Origin of the sequence: Nocardia sichangensis, from assembly GCF_047200615.1 — a bacterium.
Taxonomy (GTDB): domain Bacteria; phylum Actinomycetota; class Actinomycetes; order Mycobacteriales; family Mycobacteriaceae; genus Nocardia; species Nocardia sichangensis.
The window spans coordinates 245764-266564 of sequence record NZ_JBJZOK010000010.1; the positions used below are offsets into that span (position 1 = coordinate 245764).

Below are 20801 nucleotides of genomic sequence, written 5' to 3' on the forward strand. Positions count from 1 at the left end.
AGCGATTGTCCTATATTGACGAGCATGCCAGATCGGTCGACGCGAATCGCGACCGGGCGTGGCAAGCGATGCTGAGAGTCGTCTGCCGCGACCCGCACAAGCCGTCGCCGCCCACCGGGTTCGTCGTCGATTCCGTCGCGGAACCGCACCGTTTGGCGCTGCGCGGCCAGCACTGGTTCTCGAAATACGCGCTGATCTTCGAATTGGACGAGGAGGGCCCTGGCCGGACTCGCGTCCGCGCGCGTAGTTACGGCGACTTTCCCGGTCTGCACGGCCGGATCTATCGTGCGCTGGTCGTGGGGACGGGGGGTCACCGATTGGCGGTGCGTCACATGCTGCGCAGGATCGCGGCGGCGGCATGATCCCGGGGACGGTGTGGGGCGCCACCGAAGCCGAACGCGAGGCTCCCTTGCCGTGCGACGACCGGCAACCTGGCGGTCTCCAGGCCGATCGAGCGATCAGCGTCGACGCGCCGCCCACTCTCGTCTACGCCTGGCTGTGCCAGTTGCGCGTCGCGCCCTACAGCTACGACCTGCTGGACAACTTCGGCAAACGCAGCCCGCGCCGGCGCGACCCGATGCTCACCGAACTGGTGGTGGGGCAACGGTTCATGTCCCAATTCGAGCTGGTCTCCTTCGTCCTGGGCAGGCACATCACGCTGGTCTCGGGCAAGGTGTGCGTCACCTACGCGGTGCGACCAGAAGGCACGGGAACCCGCCTCCTGGTCCGGATACGCTGCGGCGCGCCCAGGCTCGTCGCGGTGACATTGGCCCTCGGCGACCTGCTCATGATGCGTAAGCAACTGCTGACGCTGAAGGAACTCGCCGAAGCCGAATACCATACGGCCCCAGCGGATTCTCCGGGACCACCGGAACGGTAGCGCCGCATCGGCCGAGAGGTGCCCGACCGGCGACGGTAGCGCGATCCGGACGGTGGGGAGACCGGAGGTCATCCGCACGAGCGAAGGGTGAGGTTTACGAAAGGCGTTCGACCAAATCGAACTTGCGTTGTTCATAGCCTTTCGGCACGGTGTCGCGGACCGAGATCAGGGCGTGTGCCCAAGAGCCGAGGAGGGTGCGGTCGCCCACCGTGCGGCCGGGATCCGGTGTGGGTTCGGCGGTGAGCAAGGGGAGTGGGTGGATGCGGTGACGGGCCTCGTTCTCCAGTACGGTCGCTTTGTCCACGAAGATCCGCAGGTCGTGATTGAGGAGATAGCGGCCGACCGCGCCGTGTTCCGGCGGCCGCAGTGCGGCGACCGAACCTGCTGTGCGATAGAGGTTTTCGCCTAGTCGTGGTCGTTGCGCATCCCGGCCCGCCCAGGTGACCCGAGCGGGTTCGGTGAGCAGTCGCTCGATCCCTTGGACGAGGTGGTGGCCGATCCTGGCGTGTTCCATGAGCCGCGGGCCCGCGTCCACGTAGCCGAGCAGGCGGTGGTCGCCGGTGCGGAGTACTGCTCGATAGAGCTGCCACACGTAGTCGTATTCCCTTCGGTGGTAATCGATTTCGTTGCATGCTCACACGCGTTTGCGGTGTGGCGATTACAGCGGCGTTACCACCGTGGTGCGGTCAATCGGCCTGCGCGCAGGCGACCGCCCGGTCGAGCAGGAGGGCCTGCTCGGAAGTATTGCCCGTCAGTTCCGCCGCGCGCGTGAATTCGGCGCGGGCCTGCGCATACCGGCCCAGCTGGGCGAGCAGGTCGCCGCGCACGGCGTAGCGCAGGTGGTAGTCGGTGAGGGCGCCGGCGGCGACGAGCGCATCCACCAGCTCCAGCCCCGCGGCGGGGCCGTGCACCTTGCTCACCGCGACCGCGCGATTCAGCTCCACGACGGGGGAGGGAAAGCGTTGCGCCAGAACGGCGTACAGTCCGGCGATGCGCCGCCAATCGGTCTCTTCCGGCGTCGCCGCCATCGCGTGCACCGCGGCGATCGCGGCTTGCAGCGCGTACCGTCCCGGTGGCAAGGCGCGCGCACGTGCCGTGCTGTTCGCCCGCCCGAGGGCGGCCAGCCCGCGCCGGATCAGCAGGCGATCCCACCGTGCGCGGTCCTGGTCGTCGAGCAGCACCACCTCTTCGCCGGTTCCGGTGCGCGCGGGCAGCCGGGAAGCCTGTAGCTCCAGCAGCGCGACCAGGCCGTGCGTCTCCGGCTCGGCGGGCAACAACTCGCCGAGCATGCGGGCCAGGCGCAGCGCGTCCTGGCACAGTTCCTCGCGGATCCAGTCCTCGCCCGCCGTCGCCGCGTAGCCTTCGTTGAAGATCAGGTAGACCACGGCCAGCACCGAGGCCAACCGATCGGCCAGCTGGGCACCGCGTGGCACCGTGTAGGGGACCCGCTTGTCGGCGATGGTGCGTTTCGCGCGCACGATCCGTTGCGCCACGGTCGATTCCGGCACGACGAACGCCCGGGCGATCTCCTCGGTGGTCAGCCCGCCGAGCAGCCGCAGGGTGAGCGCGACCCGGGCCGGTTCGGTGAGCACCGGGTGACAGGCGGTGAACATCATTCGCAGCAGGTCGTCCTCGACCAGGTCGTCGTTCGTATCGGGCGGCGGCTGCTCGGTCACGAGATCGCGACCGAGCAGCTCCAGCTTGCGGGCGAAGGTGCGGTTGCGCCGCACCCGATCGATCGCCCGGTGCTTGGCGGTGAGCATGAGCCAGCCGCCCGGGTTCGGCGGCACGCCGTCGCGCGGCCACTGCTCCAACGCCGCGACCAACGCGTCCTGCGCCAGTTCCTCGGCGGCGCCGATATCGCCGACCACCCGGGTGAGCCCGGCGACCAACCGGGGCCATTCCATCCGGGTCACGGCTTCGGCGGCGCGTCGCGCCGAATCCGCGGACGGCTGCCCGCTCATCCGCCGTGCCCGCTCAGCCGGGGTCGGCGATCTGCCGGACCTCGACCTCGATGTCCCATTCGGGTCCGTGTACGGCGAGGAAACGAGAGGTCCATTCCACCGCCTCTTCCTTCGACTTGACCTGCAGAATGCAGTATCCGCCGACGATCTCCTTGGATTCGGTGAACGGTCCGTCCAGCACGGTCTGCTTGCCGCCGGACTGGGTGACCCTGGTGGCTTCGGTGATCGAGTGCAGACCGTTGGTGTCCAGCAGCACGCCCGCCTTGGTCATCTCCTCGATCACCTTGCCCACCTGTTCGACCAGCGCGTCGTCCGGCTCCGGGGAAGTGTCGGGGTCAAGGCGGATGAGCATCATGTATCGCATCTCGGCATCCTCGGTCGATGTGGCGTCAGGATCGGTCGATCCTCACATCACTGCATCGAACGACCCCCGCCCGAATCGACATGTCGGCGGAAATTTCTCCAGCCGAAGCGCCTACCGCGGCCACGCGATGGTTTTGCGGGCCGCTCGCGCGGTCCAACGGCCGTCGTCATGGCGGACCTCCACCGGGTGTGCGAAGGCGGCGGTGACGTTCTCGGTGGTGATCGTCTCCTGCGCGGGGCCCGCCGCGACGGAGTGACCGCCCGCGATGAGCAACGCGTGGGTCGTCGTGCTGGGCAGCTCTTCCAAGTGGTGGGTGACCAGGATGGAGGCGACGTCGGGGTGGGTACGGTCCAGGGTGTCGAGAGTGTCCAGCAACTGCTCGCGCGCGGCGACGTCCAGGCCGGTGGACGGTTCGTCGAACAGCAGTAGCCGTGGCTCGGCGATCAGCGCTCGGGCGATGAGCGTGCGGCCGCGCTCGCCCTGGCTCAGCGTGGGCCAGATCTCCGTCGCCTTGCCGGTCAGGCCCACGGTGTCGATCATCGCGTCGGCTCGGTCGAGCTGGTCGGCTGTCGGTGTCCAGCGCATGGGGGTGTCGATCGTCGCGGTCAGGCCGGTCAACACGACCTCGCGGATGGTCAGCGGAGACCGCAACGGGTGGCGTGGGTTCACCTGGCCGATGCCGCGGCGCAGCTGCTGCAATTCGACGCGGCCGAGTTCAGCGCCGAGCACACGGACCGAACCCGACGTGGGGAAGGTGACCGCGCCGCAGAAGCCGAGCAGGGTGCTCTTTCCCGCGCCGTTCGGACCGAGCAGCGCCCAGCGTTCGCCGGCGCGCACGGTCAGCGAAATCCCGCCGATGATCTTCTTGCCCTCGCGGCGGAAGGTCACGTCGGTCAGTTCCAGCACCGGTTCGGTCACGTGAAAGCCTCTTTCAGAGTGGTCAGGTGGGCGCGGCTGTACTCCGCCGCGGCGGCCGGGTCGCGGGCGGCGATGGCGTCGGCCAGCCGCTGATGCGCGGCGTGATCCACGGACTCCGACGGCACCGGGCGGATCTTCAACATGTCGATCATCGCCAGCCGCAACCGGGGCAGGAAGCTGTCGAACAACTGGGTCAGTACGTCGTTGTGGGCGGCCACGATGACCGCCCGGTGGAACGCCATATCGGCGTCTACGTGCTCGGCCACCGGCTCGCCGTGTGCTTCGCGCGCGGCCAGGGCCCGGCGGATCATGCGCAGGTCGGCGGGGGTGCGCCGCTGGGCGGCCAGTGCGGCGGCCTCGGCCTCGATGGCGATGCGCGCCTCGATCACCGAGGCGATGGTGGCGCGGCGCAACACGGCGTCCCATTCCTCGGTCGCCTCGAGCGCGGTCACGAAAACGCCCGCGCCCTGCCTGCTGTCCAGGACGCCTTTACCGGCCAGCTCGCGGATCGCCTCCCGCAGCGTCGAGCGTCCGACGCCGAGCTGTGCGGCCAGGGTGGTCTCACCGGGCAGGCGGTGACCCAGCGGCCATTCGCCCGCCTGGATGCGGACGAGCAGCACTTCGGCCGCCTGCGCGGCCAGTGGATGGCGCCGTACCTGGGAGATCATTCACTACCTCTCTACTTGTCTGAGGAGTCGTGTACAGTCTAGCCATCATGCGCACCATGCTTCTGCTTAGCCGCCACGGCGGGGCCTGAACGACCGGCCGCCCGCCGTGGGGCTTCGTCGTGGCCGGTCACCCTTGTCGTGACGGCCGCAATGGCCAGGAAGCAGACCCATGACCACCGCATTCCCCACCATCCACACGCCTGCGGGGCAGGTGCCCGATCAGGCTCCGGCGTGGAATCGCCAGCGGCGCTCGCAAATGCCGTCGCACCGCTATCGTGACATCCACCGACGCGTGGAAGTACCGCTCACGCAACGGAAATGGCCCGACGCCCGGCTCACGCAGGCGCCTCTGTGGGTGCCGGTCGATCTGCGCGACGGCAATCAGGCACTCGCCGAGCCGATGGACCCGGCGCGCAAACGACGCTTCTTCGAGCTCTTGGTCGCCATGGGCTACAAGGAGATCGAGGTCGGCTACCCGTCGGCGTCCCAGACCGACTTCGACTTCGTTCGGCTCATCGCCGAGGAGGATCTCGCGCCCGAGGACGTGACGATCGCCGTCTTCACCCCGGCGCGGCGCGATCTCATCGAGCGCACCGTCGCATCGGTCCGCGGCATCCCCAACGACGTCGTGATCCACATGTACACCGCGACGGCTCCCGCGTGGCGGGACATCGTGCTCGGCAAGGACCGCACGGCGCTGCGCGAGCTGATCCTCGACGGCGGGCGCGCAGTGCTGGACTGCGCCGGGGACCTGCCGAACGTGCGGTTCGAGTTCTCGCCCGAGGTGTTCAACCTGACCGAGCCCGACTACGTCCTCGAGATCTGCGACCGGATGACGACATTGTGGGACGCCACACCGCGGCGTCCGGTCATCCTGAACCTGCCCGCCACCGTCGAAGTCGCCACCCCGAACGTCTACGCCGACCAGATCGAATACATGCACCGCAATCTGGCTCGCCGCGACAGCGTCATCCTGTCGGTGCACCCGCACAACGATCGCGGCACCGGCGTCGCGTGTGCCGAACTGGCGGTACTCGCGGGCGCGCAACGCGTCGAGGGCTGCGTCTTCGGCAACGGTGAGCGTACCGGCAACGTCGACATCGCCACGCTGGCGCTGAATCTGCACGCGCAGGGCGTCGATCCGATGATCGACTTCTCCGACATCGACGAGATCCGGCGAACCGTCGAATATTGCACGCGTATGCCGATCCACGAAAGACACCCGTATGTCGGCGATCTGGTGCACACCGCGTTCTCCGGGACTCATCAGGACGCGATCAAGAAGGGCATGGCCGAGCATCGCACCCGGGCCGCCGCGACGGGCATTCCCGAGCGCGCGGCCGACTGGCACGTGCCGTATCTGCCCATCGATCCCGCCGACCTCGGCCGCAGCTACGACGCGGTGATCCGGGTCAATTCCCAATCCGGCAAGGGTGGCATCGCCTACCTGCTGCACACCGAATACGGCATGGACCTGCCACGACGCCTGCAGATCGATTTCGCCGGGCACGTGCAAGCGCTCGCCGACGACACCGGCGTCGAGATCAGCGCCGTCGAACTGCGTGACCTGTTCGAGGCGATCTACTGCGACGACCCGTCGGGGCTGGCGGTGAAGGACTGGCGCACCAGCGGCGACGGCGCCGAAGCGGACACCGAGATCACGCTGATCGTCGACGGCGTCACCCACCGTACGCGGCGCGGCGGCGGCCCGGTCGCGGCGCTCACCGAGGCACTGGCCGAGGCGGGGTATCGCATCGAGGTGCTCGGGCTGACCCAGCAGGCGACGGACCGAGACGAGGGCGCCATCGCTTACCTGGAATACCGCAGCGGCGAACACCTCGGTTGGTCCTGCGGCCGAGCCGATTCCGCGCAGGCGGCGGCATTCGCCGCGATCCTGCGCGCTGCCGGACGCTCGGCCCGGCGGTGACCATCTGGCACCCGCTCTCGCGCTGACCGACTCGTGGCGCGATGGCAGGTCGCGGCTGGTGCGCGTATCACGCGCGTACCACCGACGATCCGATCGGGTACTCGAGCCCCGGTACCCGATCGGATGCGGGCGCTGCACGGCAGGTGACGGTCAGGCTCCGGCGAAACCGTCGCCGGAGAACCGAATTTTCCCGGTCAGAACATGCCGTGCGGTATCTGCGCGGGCTCGGGCACCGTTTGCACGACATCCCAGTGCTCCACGATCTTTCCGTCGGCCACCCGCCAGATGTCGACCACAGCCAGGTCGGGCTCTTCGTCGCCCGGCGGGATCATGCGGTAGTGCATGACCACGTATTCGTCGTCGGCGATCACCCGCGCCAGCTCCAGCTTCGACCCGGCCACCGGTGCCTGGGCGATGAACTCGATGAAAGCGTCCTTCCCGGACGGATTTCCGGGGCTGTGCTCGAGGAAGTCGTCGTGCAGCAGAGTGCCCAGCACGTCGACGTTGCCCGCCGCGAACTCCGTGAAGCCGTTCCGGAGCAGTTCCCTGTTGCGCGCTGCCGCGCTGTCGTTCGTCATGCCGACGAGACTGGCAGCGCGCGAACCGGGGTGTCGATTACCCGCCATGTAATGGCGGGCGTGACCCGGGCGTCGTGATACTGGGCCGATGAACGGTGATCGACCGGTCGGCGAGCTGCTGCGAGAGTGGCGGCACCGGCGGAAGCTGAGCCAGCTGGACCTGGCCATCCAGGCCGACGTGTCCGCCCGGCATGTCAGTTTCGTCGAGACCGGCCGCACGACGCCCAGCCGAGCCATGGTGCTGCACCTGGCCGAACAGCTCGACATTCCGCTTCGCGAACGCAATCGCGCGCTGATCGCCGCCGGACACGCTCCCGAGTTCCGGCGCAGTGACTGGAACGACCCCGCGCTGCGGCGCGCCCGCGACGCGGTGCAGCGGGTACTGCGGCTGCACGAACCGTATCCGGCGCTGGCGGTGGACCGGCGCTGGAATCTGGTGCAGGCCAACGATTGTGTGGGCGTGTTCTTCGACGGTGTGGATCCGCGACTGCTCGAACCGCCGATCAACATGATGCGGCTCGGCCTGCACCCGGCGGGCTTCGCCTCCCGGCTGCGCAACCTCGAGCAGGTCCGCGCTTTCCTGCTGCCCCGCCTGGCGCGCCAGGTGATGGCGACCGGAGATCCCGAACTGGCCGCGCTGCACGAGGAACTGCGCTCCTACGGCTCGCCGGGCGGCGCGGACAGTGACATCGCGGACATCCTGCTGCCGATCCGACTGCGCCACCGCGACACGGAACTAGCGCTCTTCAGCACGATCACGACCTTCGGCGCGGCATTCGACATCACGCTCGACGAGGTCGCGGTCGAAGCGTACTTCCCCGCCGACGACGAAACGGCTGCCTACCTGCGTGCGTGCGCCGAAACCGGCCGGTGAGCGACGGGCGTCGGGTCAGTCGCGTGCGGTGAATCGCTCCGCGGGCTCGCCGGTGAGGTGTCCGGCGGGCAGTTTGCGGCCGCAGAGGACGAGCAGCAGGTCCTGGGCGCGCCCCGACAGCACCGTCCCGGACCCGTAGCTGAAGTCCAGGTCGTCGGCGCGCAGTTCGATGCCGCCGAGTTTGGCGCCGAACAGCTTGACGGTCCTGGGGTCGATCGTGTCCAGCACCAAGCGCATCCGGTCCTCGGGCACCAAGCGGTCCAGGCCCAGGGCAACGGTGATGTCCAGCCCGTGGATCACATCGTGGCTCAACGCGTTGGAGAGCCCGCCGCCCGGCGGGCGCCAGGGGTGATCGACGTTGTCCCACAGTGATTTCAGCAGATCCGAGGTGCTCAGCGTGGCGGCGTCCATCCGGGCGGTGCGGTCGGCCAAGCGGTTGAAGTTCCCGAACGCCGCGACCATCCCCACCGCCAGGCGCGCGCTCGACAGGCGATACGGCATGGTGATGTGCGCGACCACTTCGCGTACCCGCCAGCCCGCGCAGAGGGTCGGCGAGTCCCAGCCCTCGGCGTCCAGTCCGGCCAGGAGTTCGGCGAGTTCGGCTCGTTCCGCCGTCACCGCCCTTCGCACCTGGGTATCGGTCATTCGTCCACCTCTCTTCGACGAGGTGATCCAACCCCTCCGGCCGTCGAGGCGCCACCCGGCGACGAAAATCGGCTACCCGCAGAGCGGAAACAGGGCGCTTCCGGGTTCGCTGCGCACGCAGGGACTGCGGTGAAGACAGTGGTCAGCCGTACAGCGCCTGGCGGGTCCTCCGATACGCGGCCCGGATGTCCCGTCCGGTCGCGGTGTCGGCCGGTGGCGGAATCTCCGCGACCGAGCATGCGGGCCAGGACGGCGGCCGGGACGTGCCGCTGAGCGCCCATGCCGCTTGCCTGGCAGCGCCGAGCGCCACGTACTCGGCCGGTTCCGGCACCGTCACCGTGACGCCGAAGACCTGCGCGGCGATGGCCGCCACCAGCCGGGAGCGCGCCGCGCCGCCGATGAGCAGCACGCGCCGCGGCGAGACCCCGCCGATCTCGGTGAGGTGGTCGAGCGCGTCGGCGAGATGACACAGCAGAGCCTCGAAGGCGGCGCGGGCCACTGTGCCGGGGCGCATCGCCTCCGGCCGCAACCCGTGCAGACTGCCCGCGGCGTGCGGCAGGTTGGGCGTGCGTTCACCGGCGAGGTAGGGCAGCATGACCACGCCGTCCGCGCCCGGCGGCTCCTGCGCGGCCAGCGATTCCAGCGTCGGCAGATCCACGCAGAGCAGATCGGCGGTCGAAGTGAGGATGCGGGCGGCGTTGAGCGTGCAGACCAGCGGCAGGAACGCGCCGGTGGCGTCCGCGAAACCGGACACCGCGCCGGTCGCGTCGGCGGCCGGACGGTCGGTGCGAGCGTATGCCGTTCCGCTGGTGCCGAGGGAGACCACCACATCGCCATCAGTGATGCCCAAGCCGAGCGCGGCCCCGGCGTTGTCTCCCGTTCCGGCGGCGACCAGTGCGCCCGAAGGTGTGTGCCCGGCGGACTGGTCCGGGCCGAGGACCCGGGGCAGGCCCGGGTGGCGCCCACGAAAAGCCATGGCGAGCAGATCTTCGCGATAGTCTCCGTCGGCTGGTGACCAATAGCCGGTGCCGGAAGCATCGCCCCGATCGGTGGTCGGCTCGAGCATGTGTCCCGGTCCGCCGCCCCGTAGCCGCCAGGTCAAGTAGTCGTGTGGCAGCACGACGTGGGCGGTGTTGTCGGCGAGTTCCGGCTCGTGGTCGGCCAGCCAGCGCAGTTTGGCGACGGTCAGGCCTGCCACCGGTACGTTGCCGACCGCATCGGCCCACGCCCGCGGGCCGCCCAGGTCGGCGATCAGTTCCTTCGCCGCGTCGGCGGAGCGGACGTCGTTCCACAGCAGCGCGTCCCGCACCGGGACACCCGCCGCGTCCAATGGGACCAAGCCCTGTTGCTGCCCCGCGACGGCTACCGCGTCGACGTCGTCGAGCAATCCCGCACTCGCCGTCTGTAGCGCGTCCCACCACGCGGCCGGGGCGACCTCGGTCCCCTCGGGGTGCGTGGCCCGCCCCTGAGCGAGAACCTCACCGCTGTCGGCGTCGCAGACCACGACCTTGCACGCCTGGGTGGAACTGTCGACTCCCGCCACGGTCGTCATGGCGCCTGCCCCGATCGAAGCCCGCTCGCGTCGCCGACACCGCCCCCGTCGCACAGCGGACGCGGGCGGATCGACACCTCGGCGGAAACCGGTCGCATTTCGAGGACGAGCCCGTCGCGCGATCCGGCGAATCGTCCGATCGTCTGGAGCACACCCATACCGACCACCTTGCCCCTCGCCGCCCGGCACCGGAGCATTTCGGGTATTCCGCCGCCGTATCGGGCAGACTGTCGCGATGAGCATCGACCCCACCGACGTGCGCATCCGCACGGGAGACGGGACGCAGCTGCCGGAGCTGACCGAGAAAGCGCTCGGCGACCTGCTCGGCGAACCGGCCGGGCCGGAAGACGCCGCGCTCGAACTCAGCCGTGCCGACCTGCACGAGATCCGGGCCAGGCTGCTGCCCGACGGCGTCTACGAGTTGGAGCACCGGGCGGGGTCGGCGACCGAGTCGTTCCAGATGTACACCTCCGACCCGGTGCTGGTGCGTGATGTGCTGTGGGCATGGCTCTGCGACGATCCGTGGTGGCGCGACTCGGTCGCGTGGTTCCCCGTCGACCCGGCGATCGCCGAGCTGCGCGCCGTGCAGGACGAACTCACCGGACTGCTGGACGGCCTGACCGTGATGGACGATCTCACCGCGGGCATGGACGCGGCGCTGGCGCGCGCCGACGAACTGCTGGCGTCGGAGCTCCCACCGGATGCGGACGACTCCGCTCAAGCCTGATACCACCAGGCGGTGGTCGCCACGTCGGCGTCCTCCAGCGGGAGATAGGTCTCGGCGTCCTGCCATCCGAGGGCTTGGACGGTGACGCGCAGTTCGCGGTCGAAACAGATCGGATCGCGCACATGCCAGCGATACATGCCGAAGCGCTGATCCGCTCGATAGATTTCCTCCGGCGGAAGCACTTGATGCAGCCCGAGATAAGGCGTGGAATATGTCCGGTATGTCCCGTCGAGATCGAAATTCCAGGCGCCGCCGAAATAGTCTTCTGTGCCCGTCCCGCAAATGGTCGGATGCTCGGTGTCCCCGTCGAGGAAGAACTTGACCTCGCCCTCGCCCCACCATCCCGGCGCGCCCGGGCGGATGGCGAGGTAGGTGCCGACGTAGCGGCCCGGCCCCGGCACCGTGTCGAGCACGGTGTGGACGGCAGGGTTCCCCAGGCCGGTGGTCCGCGTCCACCGGGTGTGCAGATACCCCGCTTCGTCCGGTACGTCCTCTTCGGTGTAAGTCGCCTGGTAGTACACCGGAACCTCGCGTCCGCAGAGGTTTTCGAGCGTGATGCGAGCGCGGTGCCGAAACGGCATGGGCCAGTAGCTGTTCAATCCACCCGCGGGCGCGACGACCACCATCTCCGAACTCAGCAGGGCGGTCTCGCCCCATCCGTTGCAGAAGAAGTCGCCGAGGGGCGAGGAGATCGCGGGCCGTGCCGCGTCGTCCCAGGTCATCCGCAGCGTCAGCCCGCGAAGGACGGAACGCTCGGTGGTCAACCAGAAATGCCGGAAAACGCCGGGACCGGATACGTCGGCCAGCGTGGCGGTTTCGCCGTGGGCGAGCGCGATCGAGGGGGAGATCTTCCACCCCGCCCCGAGCAGTCGTGCCGCGTGCGCTCCGGTGCCGTCGGTCGCCCGCGCCCCCGCGCCGGGCGCCCCCGTCGGATTCTCGGCGCTGACCGACCGCGTTCGCGTGCCGTCCAGCCGCCACAGTTCACCGCCCGGCGCGGTCACAGTCCCGGCCACCCGTAACGGGGTGCGGTCGGCGCGAGCCCGGCCCGGTGCGCCGTGGCGGCCCCGCCGGTCGCGGCCAACTGCCGGGTGCCGGTCTGCTGGGCGAGTTCCCGGCGGAACTGGTCCATGTCCAGCCAGAGGATCTGCTGCACAAGGTCTTCCAGCGCGTCCGAGGCGAGGGCGCCCGCGGCGGAGTAGACGAGCATGCCGTCCCGGAACGCCATCACCGTCGGGTACTGCGTCACCTGGGCGGCAGCGGTCAACGCGACCTCGGCTTCGGTGTCGACCTTGCCGTGCACGATCTGCGGATGCCGCTGCGACGACGCTTCGTACACCGGAGCGAAATACTGGCACGGCCCACACCAACCGGCCCACCAGTCCACCAGCACGATCGGATGCGACGTGACGACGGAGTCGAAATTGTCCTGGGTCAAGGTGATCGTGGGCATGACATCCTCGTATCGTTCCGCGGAGCAACTGTGCATCGTCGCACGGATATTCGCGATCAGGAAGCCGCCCCGGCGCGGTGCTGTTCGGCCGCGAGGAAATGCGCGATATTCGTCGTCCGATCGTACAGATCGCGGTAGTGCCGGTAGTACTCGTCGTAGATCGCGACACTTTCGGGCTGCGGTCGCACGGTGTCGACGACGGGATTCCACCCGGAAGTGTCGATCCCGGCGGCCTCGGCCGCGAGCAGGGCGTCGCCGAGACTCGCCCCGACGGTGTCGGCGGGCAATTGCTGCGGCAGCCCGGTGACATCGGAGACGATTCGGGTCCACAGCCCGCCTCTGGTGCCGCCGCCCACCGCGACCAGACGTCCCGCCTGCCCGCCTGCTTCGGTCATGGCCTCGAGGTTGTGGCGCACTCCGTAGGCGATGCCTTCCAGAACCGCGCGGTAGAGCTCGGTCCGTCCGTGCCCGAGGGTCAATCCCGCGACGATGCCGCGCGCGTCCGGATCGAACAAGGGCGTGCGTTCCCCGGCGAAATAGGGCAGCGCGAGCAACCCCCTGCTCCCCGCGGGCACCTCCGCTGCCGCGGCGACCAAGTCGGTGAACTCGCCACCCACGAGCTTGCGCAGCCAGTCGGTGACCGCGCCGGAGGTGGCCATGCCCGCGGCGAGGGTATACGTGCCCGGCCAGGTGCCGCAGGTGCCCCAGAGGCCGGGATGCGGGCGCGGGTCGGTGAGCACCTGCACCAGGAACATGGTGGTGCCGTACATGATCATCGCGTCGCCCGGAGCGCGGACGCCGACGCTGGCCGCCTCGGCCCAGGCGTCGATGGTCCCGGTGGTGACGGGCAGCCCCGACGGAAGTCCGGTCGCGGCCGCCGCGTCCGCGCTCACCCGGCCCACGATCTCGGTGGGCCAGGCCAGCTCCGGCAGCCGCCAGCCCGGCACGATCCGCTCGGCCCAGTCGCTCGCCCAGGCACGTTCGCGCAGGTCGTAGAGGGGCACGCACTGACTGGCCGATTGGTGGTCGAGCACGTACCGGCCGGTGAGCCGGTGCACCAGGAAAGAACTCGCCATCAGCAGCATCGCGGTGCGTGCGGCGACATCCGGCTCGTGCCGGGCCAGCCACCGGGCTTTCGGGCCGACAGCCTGGCTGGTCAGCGGCGATCCGGCGCGGTCGAGCACGGCCCGCGCGCCGAATTCGTCGTTCAATTCCGCTATCTCGACGCTCGCCCTGGTGTCGACGCCGTAGAGGATGGCCGGTCGCAACGGCCTGCCCTTCGCGTCGGCGGGCAACAGGCACGGGCCGATGCCGGACACCGCGAGTCCCTCGAGCGCGGCGCCGCCGGCCGCCGCCACCAGCTCACTGGCGAGTGCGAGAAAATCCGCCCACCACACCTTCTCCGCGTCGTGCTCGACCCAGCCGGGGTGCGGCATGGATACCTCATGCGCCCGCTCGGCCCTGGCGATGACCGTGCCGCGCGCGTCGGTGAGCACGCCCTTCGAACTCGAGGTCCCGATGTCGATACCGAGAAACATCGTCACCGCGTGAACTCGTCCACCGTGACGTCGAGCAATTCGCACGTCGCGCGCACGGCATCTCGGTGGTCGCCGGGCACCGCGTGAATGTGGTTGGCGCCGAAGCGGTTCAGGAAATCCTCGGCGCGCGCGTCCAGCCGGGCGAACGCGTGCGGCCATTCCCGGGTCGACTGCTTCATCAGGGCTTCGTTGGTCTGCTCGTCGTATTCCTCGAATTCGCCGAGCATCAGCTGCATGCGGTAGTCGCCGTCGAGCCGGGTGAGCCGGGCGAGAGTCATCCGGCCCGGTGCGGCCAGATGATGCACCGAGGCGCCGCCCGCGGGAAAGAAGAACACCTCCGGGTACAGGTGCACCTTCGCCAGGTTCTCCGCCGGATCGTCGCTACGGGCGGCGAACCAGGTGGCGTGCTGGCCGGAATTGCAGAGATCCCAGATGTCCCGATCGGCGTGATAGTGCCGGACGTCGGCGAACAGCACCGGGGTGCCCGCGATCCCTTTGAGCAGCTGCATGGTCAGCGCGCCGTCCATGTCCGCCTCGGTCGCGCAGACGTGCGGCTCCTTCGGTCCGTTCCAGTCGTAGGGATCGTTGAGGAAGGCCTCGGTGACGTCCATGGTGGCGAAATACTGGGTGAGCTCGGGCTGCCCCTTGATCCCCGAGAAATCCAGGCGCCACTCGTCGATCAGCTCGCGCACCGCCAGATACGAGCGGATCTGACGTTCCAGCAGTTGCGGGGTGAGCTTGGCGCCGTCGTAGTACACGCCCGCGGTGTTGCGCTCCAGCCACTCGCGCGCGGCCTTCGCCTCGCCCGCGTCGGCCAGTTCCGCGCGCCGCACGATCTCCCACTGATCGATTTCCTCGACATCGATGCCGAACAGGCGCTGCCACTGATCGGTGTTGGCGACCGCGGTGTTCATGCCCATCGGCCGCCCACCGAAGCGCCCGAACGTCGAACCGCGCAGGCTCGCCACGGCTGCCGCGGCCCGCGCGCGCACGCCGATCGCGTCGATGAGTTCGGGATCGGACGGATCGCCCCACAGCCTGCTGTGCCGACGTCCGATCTGATCCAGCGCACCTCCGGCGGCGAGCATGCCCACCATTCCCGGCTGGACCGGGTCGATATTCGACAGCAACAGCAGCGGCCCCGGAATCGCGCCCGCCGCCAGCATGGTGAAATGCGGGAACGCCCAGACCGCGTAATGCAGGACGGTGAGATCGACGCCCGCCGCGGCGACCGCGCGCGCCACCGCACCGGCCGACGCGTTGTCGCTGATCGGCGCCGCGCCACGGACCACATCGTGGCCCGCGTCCGCGAGCGCGGCCACCAGCCGGTCCTCGGTGGAGGCGATGAAATCGGCGATGCCCGCATGCACATAGTCGCGGCCATCGGAGATGCTGATGATGCCGATACGGGCCATGCCGGTCCCTCCCGTAGGTGGGTGATCGGAGAGTTCGACTCGCTCAAGAGATACCAGCCGCGACCGCGCTCGGAGACGCGTTTCGCCGAAATAGCGCTCGGCCCGGTGCTTCGGACCGCTTAGCGCGGAACCGTTTTGACGACCCGCGACTGCGGGAAGCCGAGCGGCGCCAGATGTACCCCGCCCTGTCCCCACCCCGCACTGGTGATCCACCAGCGGCCGTCCTCGTCGACCACCTCGGCGGCGTGCGCCGCGATGTGTCCGACCTTGTCGCCGATGCGGAAATGGAAAGGATTGTCACTGCGGAAGACGTCGGTGCCGACGTAATGCGGGCGCGGACCGATGAACAAGTACCACCATCCCCCGTACCGGAGGACGTAAGGCGATTCGGTGTTGCCCGCCTCGGTGCCTTTGGCCGGGTCCGTGTACGCGATGTGCCGATCGCCCCAGTGCAGGAGGTCGGCGCTGGTGCGGTAGGCGACGACATGGTGACCACCCGCCGGGGCGCTGGTCGCGCAGTAGTACATCACCCATTGTTCGCCGACGCGCACCACCATGGGATCGCGAGCGTCGTAGCCGTCGCGGAACAGCGGGCCCTCCGCCGATCTGGTCCAGTGGAAGAGGTCGGGCGAGGTCGCCAGATTCATCGCCGCGGCGGTGCGGTCGGCGCCGCCCGCGGCGTAGAACATGTAGTACCGGCCGTGAGCGCCGAGCACATAAGGCGCCCACAGATGCGTCTCCCCGTAGTCCCGGTCCACCCGCAACGCGGAGGCATGCTTGGTCCACGCACCGTGCAGCCGGTCGGCGGTGGCGTGAGCGAACTCGATCTCGTCGAACGGATCCGCCGGCTCGAGGTGGGTGATCCCGAAAAGGTGCCACCTTCCGGCAGCGTCGCGAACGAATGTGTGATCGTTGATGTACCAGGCTTCCGACTCCCCGGCGCTCGGATCGTAGATCCGCGCGAAAGCTCCCGCCCGGACCACCTCCCGTGTCGCCATGGATTCATGATGCCGCGATCACGTCCTCGGTGGCGGAATCATCGGGCAACGACACTGCGCCGCAGGTATTCCGCGGTCAGCGACCGGTCGTCCGCCAGCAAGTCCGCCGGTGTCCCGGCGAAAACGAGTTCGCCCCCGTGCTTTCCGCCGTCGGGTCCGAGGTCGATCACCCAGTCGGCCCGAGCGACGACGTCCAGGTCGTGCTCGATGACGATCACCGTGTTGCCCGCGTCGACCAGCCGGTCCAGCAGCCCGACCAGCGCGTCGACATCGGCCATGTGCAGCCCCGTGGTCGGCTCGTCCAGCACGTAGACAGCGGCTTCGGCGCGACGCTGGAGGTGATCGGCCAGCTTGACGCGCTGGCGTTCGCCACCGGACAGCGAGGACAACGACCGGCCGAGGGTGAGATACCCGAGACCGACGTCGAGCAGCGACCGCAACGGCGTGCCGATCCGCCGGTCCCCGTCCGCGGCCCAGAAGTCCAGCGCTTCCGCCGCGGGCATCTCCAGCACGTCGGCGATGGACGCCCCGCGAATCTCGTAAGCGAGCGCCTCCGGACGGTATCGGCGTCCGTGGCAGGCCTGGCAGATCGTGGTGACCGGATCCATGTACGCCAGGTCGGTGAAGATCACTCCGGCGCCGTCGCATTCGCCGCACGCGCCGTCGGAATTGAAGCTGAACAAGCCCGGTCGGACACCGTGCCGCTTGGCGAACAGCTGACGCAGCGGATCCATGATGCCGAGATAGGTGGCGGGGCTGGAGCGCCGGGAGGCGGCGATCGCGGCCTGGTCCACCGCGATGACCTGCGGATGCGCCGCGACGAACGCGCCGGACACCAGCGTGCTCTTCCCGGAGCCCGCCACGCCGGTCACCGCAGTGAGCACACCCGTCGGAAACCGTACGGTGAGGTTCTTCAGGTTGTAGGCGTCGGCATCGGCGACGGTGAGCCATCCCGCCGGCTCGCGGACGTCCTCCTTCACCCGCCGCACCCGGCGCAGGCCCGCACCGGTCGGCGTCTCCGCACGCCGCAAGCGATCGACGGTGCCCTGGAACACCACCTGCCCGCCGCGGGAACCGGCGCCCGGCCCCATGTCGACCACATGGTCGGCGACGGCGATGACATCGGGGGAGTGCTCCACCACCAGCACCGTGTTCCCTTTGTCCCGCAGCCGGCTCAGCAGAGTGTTCAGCCGGCCCACATCCCGGGGATGCATGCCGACGCTGGGCTCGTCGAAGATATAGGTCATGCCGGTGAGGCTGGAGCCGAGATGCCGGACGACCTTCAGGCGCTGCGCCTCGCCGCCGGACAAAGTGGCGGTTTCCCGATCGAGCGACAGGTAGCCGAGCCCGACCTCCTCGATCCGGCGCAACCGGGCGACGGCGGCCTGGGCGATCGGCCGAGCCACCGGATCGTCCAGGCGGTCGAGCACCTCGATGAGGTCGGTGATCTCCAGCCTTCCGTAGTCGGCGATGCCGAGGCCATCGATCCGGCTCGCCAGCGCGGCGGCGTTGAGCCGTGCGCCCCCGCAGTCCGGGCAGACCTCCTCGGTGACCACCGCGCGGGCGGCTTCGCGATTCTTGTCCGACAACGCGGTGAGATCACGCTTGATGTAGAGGCGGTCGAACCGCTCCAACAGGCCTTCGTACGCGTTGTTTCCCGCCGAACCGTTCCGATTCTTGCGCGGCACCCGGAAACCCTTGCCATACAGGAACAATCGCCATTCCTCGGTAGTGAAGTCCCGCAGCGGCTTGTCCGGATCGAAGAGCCCCGACTCGGCGTAGAGCTGCCATTGGAACGTTCCGACCGCGAAGGGCCCGAAGGTGATGGCGCCCTCGTTGAGCGATTTGCCGCGGTCGATGAGCTTGCCCAGATCCGGCCGCACCACATTGCCGAGACCGCCACACGCGGGACACATGCCCAGCGGATCGTTGAACGAATAGCGCGTGGCCTCGCCCGCGCTCGGCACGCTGTGCCGGGAGAACAGGACGCGGATGACGGAGTGGATGTCGGTCATGGTCCCGACCGTGGAACGGGAATTGCCGCCGATCGGCTTCTGATCGACGACGACGGCGGGCGCCAGGTTGTCGATCGCGTCCGCCTCCGGACGCTCGTATTTGGGCAGCCGATTGCGGATGAACCAGGTGAAGGTCTCGTTGAGCTGCCGCTGCGATTCGACCGCCACGGTCCCGAAGACGATCGACGACTTGCCCGAACCGGAGACGCCGGTGAAGACCACGATCTTGCCTTTGGGAATCGTCAGCGAGACATCGCGCAGATTGTTCTCGCGAGCCCCGACGATCCTGATGGTGTCTCGATCTGCATGCACGGACCTCACGCTAGGCAGCGATGAGGTCGGTTTCTGTCCTCCTTCGCGGCCATACTCGAGTACGTGACCCGGACCGCCGAGCGACTGCTCCAGCTGCTGTCGCTGTTGCAGACCCGCCGCGAATGGAGCGGTCCCGAACTGGCCGCGCGGCTCGGCGTCACGGTGCGGACGGTGCGCCGGGACGTGGAGCGTCTGCGCGAGCTGGAGTATCCGGTGGTCGCGAGCCTCGGCGCGATCGGCGGCTACCGCCTGGAAGCGGGCGCGGCACTGCCGCCGCTGCTGCTCGACGACGAGGAAGCGGTCGCGATCACGCTCGGACTGCGCGGCGCGGCGCAGGGCGCGGTCGCGGGTATCGAGGAATCGGCTGCTCGCGCCCTGGTGAAGCTGCAGCAGGTCCTGCCGTCGCGCTTGCGCCGCCGAGTCGACGCGATAGACGCCACCACCGTCTCGCTCGGCGGGCCCGCCGCCGGTCCGATGATCGATCCCGAGGTGTTGGTCGTCCTGGCCGCCGCCGCGCGCGACAGCGAGCGGATCCGCTTCCGATACAGCGACAAGACCGATACGGAAAGCAGCCGCCTCGCCGAACCGCACAGTCTGGTCTCGGCGGGTCGGCGCTGGTACCTGGTCGCCTGGGATGTCGACCGCGCCGATTGGCGCACTTTCCGCGTGGACCGTGTGACGTCACCGCGGCCGATCGGAATACGCTGCGCACCTCGCGCGCTGCCCACCGCCGACGCGGCGAGTTTCGTGACCAGCCAGTTGGCGCGCTCCAGACCGGTTCGTCCCGTGGTGCTGCGGGTGCATGCCCGCGCCGCCGTGCTGGCCGAGACGTTCCGCGTTCGCGCGGAGGAAGTCGAACCGCTGGACGAGCGGACCTGTCTCTTGCGCACCTCCGCGGATTCGCTGGAGTGGACCGCCCTCCGCATCGCGCACCTCGACCTGGACTTCGAGGTCGTCGAACCCGTCGAGATGAAAGAGCTGCTCGCCCGGCTCGGCGCCAAACTACTTCGTGCGGCGGACGAGCCTGGCTGAGCGAAGGCCGCCGCGGCGTGCGGATACTCGGCTGCCCGATGCGGGAAGCGGCACTACGGTGCTGCGCATGACGCTCTCAGTGGAAGACCGCCTCGATATCACCGACCTCATCGCCCGGCACGGCCACATCATCGATGCGGGCGAACTGGATCGCATGGACGAGCTGTTCAGCGCGGAGGTCGTCTACGACCTGACCGCCATGGGATACGGCGAATTGCGCGGCATCGCCGCTGTGCGTGACGCGGCCCTCGCGCTCGGCGACGCGAATCCGGTCGGCCATCACGTCACGAATGTGATCGTCACCGAAAGTGAGGCCGACCGCGCACAGGTGTTGTCGAAGGGAATCGGGATCGCCGCCGATGGTCGCTGCGGAAGCGTTACGTATGAGGACGTGGTGGTGCGAGAACCCGTTGGCTGGCGGATCACGTATCGCAAAGTCATTCCGCGCCGCGCTCCGCTGGGTGGCTGATCGCCGACGGGCGCATTGTCGTAGAAGCGCTGCCAATCGATCTTGTCGTGGTCTGAATCACACTTGTGTCATTCGCGCCGGAGTTTCGCCGCGCGCACGCCGCTGACCTGCGAAAAAGCGCGCTGGGCAGGCGATTTGACGAAGCGTTATCCGCCGCGTAACTTATTCCAAGTCAGAGCGACACGGACACCGACCCGGAGCCGAGAAGCGAGGCGGAGACGCCGAGCGGAAGGACCGGGAAACGAGGTAGGACGAGGAGCGCCTGGCGATCACACTGGCTCGATCGGGAGCCCGATTTTGATCGGGTGAGCGAATGAGCTAAGCTGGAAAAGTTGCCTCACTGAAGGTCCGAAGTAATTCGGATTGAATGTGTGTGCGTGTGTTCTTTGAGAACTCAATAGTGTGTCGATGAATGTCAGTGCCAAATATTTTTTGGTTCCGGCCTTTTCACTCCCCGTGTGGAGGGTCGGACATT

General features: G+C 68.7%; 21 protein-coding genes. 7 read left to right on the forward strand and 14 right to left on the reverse strand.

What is annotated here, in order from left to right; all coding sequences use genetic code 11:
• The first annotated feature begins 68 nt into the window (after positions 1 to 68).
• Together ACL03I_RS16920 and ACL03I_RS16925 are read left to right on the forward strand one after the other, a co-directional pair.
• Entirely contained in the window at positions 69 to 362 is a 294-nt protein-coding gene (locus ACL03I_RS16920) for a hypothetical protein (protein ID WP_412806416.1), read from the forward strand.
• The gene (locus ACL03I_RS16925) at positions 359 to 880 is read left to right on the forward strand and encodes a hypothetical protein (RefSeq protein WP_412806417.1); all 522 of its coding nucleotides are present in this window, start codon (positions 359 to 361) and stop codon (positions 878 to 880) included. The genes ACL03I_RS16920 and ACL03I_RS16925 overlap by 4 nt, the downstream gene beginning before the upstream one ends.
• A gap of 94 nt (positions 881 to 974) precedes the next feature.
• Here ACL03I_RS16925 and ACL03I_RS16930 read toward each other — a convergent pair whose 3' ends face one another.
• From ACL03I_RS16930 to ACL03I_RS16950, 5 genes are all read right to left on the reverse strand, one after another.
• A complete protein-coding gene (locus ACL03I_RS16930) occupies positions 975 to 1472 on the reverse strand; it encodes a hypothetical protein (protein WP_364437910.1) in 498 nt (165 codons plus the stop codon).
• A 94-nt stretch (positions 1473 to 1566) separates the two neighbouring features.
• A complete protein-coding gene (locus ACL03I_RS16935) occupies positions 1567 to 2844 on the reverse strand; it encodes an RNA polymerase sigma factor (RefSeq protein ID WP_412806418.1) in 1278 nt (425 codons plus the stop codon).
• 13 nt (positions 2845 to 2857) lie between these two features.
• A complete protein-coding gene (locus ACL03I_RS16940) occupies positions 2858 to 3208 on the reverse strand; it encodes a YciI family protein (RefSeq protein WP_412806419.1) in 351 nt (116 codons plus the stop codon).
• Positions 3209 to 3319: 111 nt separating this feature from the next.
• Positions 3320 to 4126 carry an ABC transporter ATP-binding protein gene (locus ACL03I_RS16945; protein ID WP_412806420.1) on the reverse strand — a complete coding sequence of 269 codons (807 nt, stop codon included), beginning with the start codon at positions 4124 to 4126 and terminating at the stop codon, positions 3320 to 3322.
• Positions 4123 to 4794 (reverse strand): FadR/GntR family transcriptional regulator, encoded by a 672-nt coding sequence (locus ACL03I_RS16950; RefSeq protein ID WP_397279709.1) that lies wholly within the window; start codon positions 4792 to 4794, stop codon positions 4123 to 4125. The genes ACL03I_RS16945 and ACL03I_RS16950 overlap by 4 nt, the downstream gene beginning before the upstream one ends.
• A 256-nt stretch (positions 4795 to 5050) precedes the next feature.
• Between ACL03I_RS16950 and ACL03I_RS16955 the strand changes: the two genes are divergently transcribed.
• Entirely contained in the window at positions 5051 to 6721 is a 1671-nt protein-coding gene (locus ACL03I_RS16955; RefSeq protein ID WP_412806432.1) for a 2-isopropylmalate synthase, read from the forward strand.
• Positions 6722 to 6915: 194 nt separating this feature from the next.
• Here the strand turns inward: ACL03I_RS16955 and ACL03I_RS16960 are convergent, their stop codons facing one another.
• Positions 6916 to 7299, reverse strand: coding sequence for a nuclear transport factor 2 family protein (locus ACL03I_RS16960; RefSeq protein ID WP_355078941.1), 384 nt, complete (start codon positions 7297 to 7299; stop codon positions 6916 to 6918).
• Positions 7300 to 7387: 88 nt separating this feature from the next.
• On the opposite strand from ACL03I_RS16960, the gene ACL03I_RS16965 reads away from it, so the two are divergent.
• Entirely contained in the window at positions 7388 to 8173 is a 786-nt protein-coding gene (locus ACL03I_RS16965; RefSeq protein ID WP_412806421.1) for a helix-turn-helix domain-containing protein, read from the forward strand.
• A 15-nt stretch (positions 8174 to 8188) separates the two neighbouring features.
• Here ACL03I_RS16965 and ACL03I_RS16970 read toward each other — a convergent pair whose 3' ends face one another.
• Positions 8189 to 8818, reverse strand: coding sequence for a maleylpyruvate isomerase family mycothiol-dependent enzyme (locus ACL03I_RS16970; RefSeq protein WP_412806422.1), 630 nt, complete (start codon positions 8816 to 8818; stop codon positions 8189 to 8191).
• 142 nt (positions 8819 to 8960) lie between these two features.
• Positions 8961 to 10370: a xylulokinase gene (gene xylB / locus ACL03I_RS16975; protein ID WP_412806423.1), complete on the reverse strand. Its 1410-nt coding sequence runs from the start codon at positions 10368 to 10370 to the stop codon at positions 8961 to 8963.
• A gap of 235 nt (positions 10371 to 10605) precedes the next feature.
• Between xylB and ACL03I_RS16980 the strand changes: the two genes are divergently transcribed.
• Entirely contained in the window at positions 10606 to 11097 is a 492-nt protein-coding gene (locus ACL03I_RS16980) for a hypothetical protein (protein ID WP_412806424.1), read from the forward strand.
• Here the strand turns inward: ACL03I_RS16980 and ACL03I_RS16985 are convergent.
• The 6 genes from ACL03I_RS16985 to ACL03I_RS17010 form a co-directional block, all read right to left on the reverse strand.
• A complete protein-coding gene (locus ACL03I_RS16985) occupies positions 11088 to 12110 on the reverse strand; it encodes a glycoside hydrolase family 172 protein (RefSeq protein WP_412806425.1) in 1023 nt (340 codons plus the stop codon). The two genes, ACL03I_RS16980 and ACL03I_RS16985, sit on opposite strands and share 10 nt — an antisense overlap.
• The gene (locus ACL03I_RS16990) at positions 12095 to 12547 is read right to left on the reverse strand and encodes a thioredoxin family protein (RefSeq protein ID WP_412806426.1); all 453 of its coding nucleotides are present in this window, start codon (positions 12545 to 12547) and stop codon (positions 12095 to 12097) included. The genes ACL03I_RS16985 and ACL03I_RS16990 overlap by 16 nt, the downstream gene beginning before the upstream one ends.
• 56 nt (positions 12548 to 12603) lie before the next feature.
• Entirely contained in the window at positions 12604 to 14085 is a 1482-nt protein-coding gene (locus tag ACL03I_RS16995) for an FGGY-family carbohydrate kinase (RefSeq protein ID WP_397279923.1), read from the reverse strand.
• 2 nt (positions 14086 to 14087) lie between these two features.
• Positions 14088 to 15500 carry an L-fucose/L-arabinose isomerase family protein gene (locus ACL03I_RS17000; protein WP_412806427.1) on the reverse strand — a complete coding sequence of 471 codons (1413 nt, stop codon included), beginning with the start codon at positions 15498 to 15500 and terminating at the stop codon, positions 14088 to 14090.
• Positions 15501 to 15619: 119 nt separating this feature from the next.
• The gene (locus tag ACL03I_RS17005; protein ID WP_364437877.1) at positions 15620 to 16498 is read right to left on the reverse strand and encodes a glycoside hydrolase family protein; all 879 of its coding nucleotides are present in this window, start codon (positions 16496 to 16498) and stop codon (positions 15620 to 15622) included.
• A gap of 38 nt (positions 16499 to 16536) precedes the next feature.
• Entirely contained in the window at positions 16537 to 18825 is a 2289-nt protein-coding gene (locus ACL03I_RS17010; protein ID WP_412806428.1) for an excinuclease ABC subunit UvrA, read from the reverse strand.
• Positions 18826 to 18888: 63 nt separating this feature from the next.
• Between ACL03I_RS17010 and ACL03I_RS17015 the strand changes: the two genes are divergently transcribed.
• Positions 18889 to 19857, forward strand: a complete 969-nt coding sequence (locus tag ACL03I_RS17015; RefSeq protein WP_412806429.1) for a helix-turn-helix transcriptional regulator — start codon at positions 18889 to 18891, stop codon at positions 19855 to 19857.
• A 67-nt stretch (positions 19858 to 19924) separates the two neighbouring features.
• Positions 19925 to 20326 carry a nuclear transport factor 2 family protein gene (locus tag ACL03I_RS17020; protein ID WP_364437868.1) on the forward strand — a complete coding sequence of 134 codons (402 nt, stop codon included), beginning with the start codon at positions 19925 to 19927 and terminating at the stop codon, positions 20324 to 20326.
• Positions 20327 to 20801 lie beyond the last annotated feature (475 nt).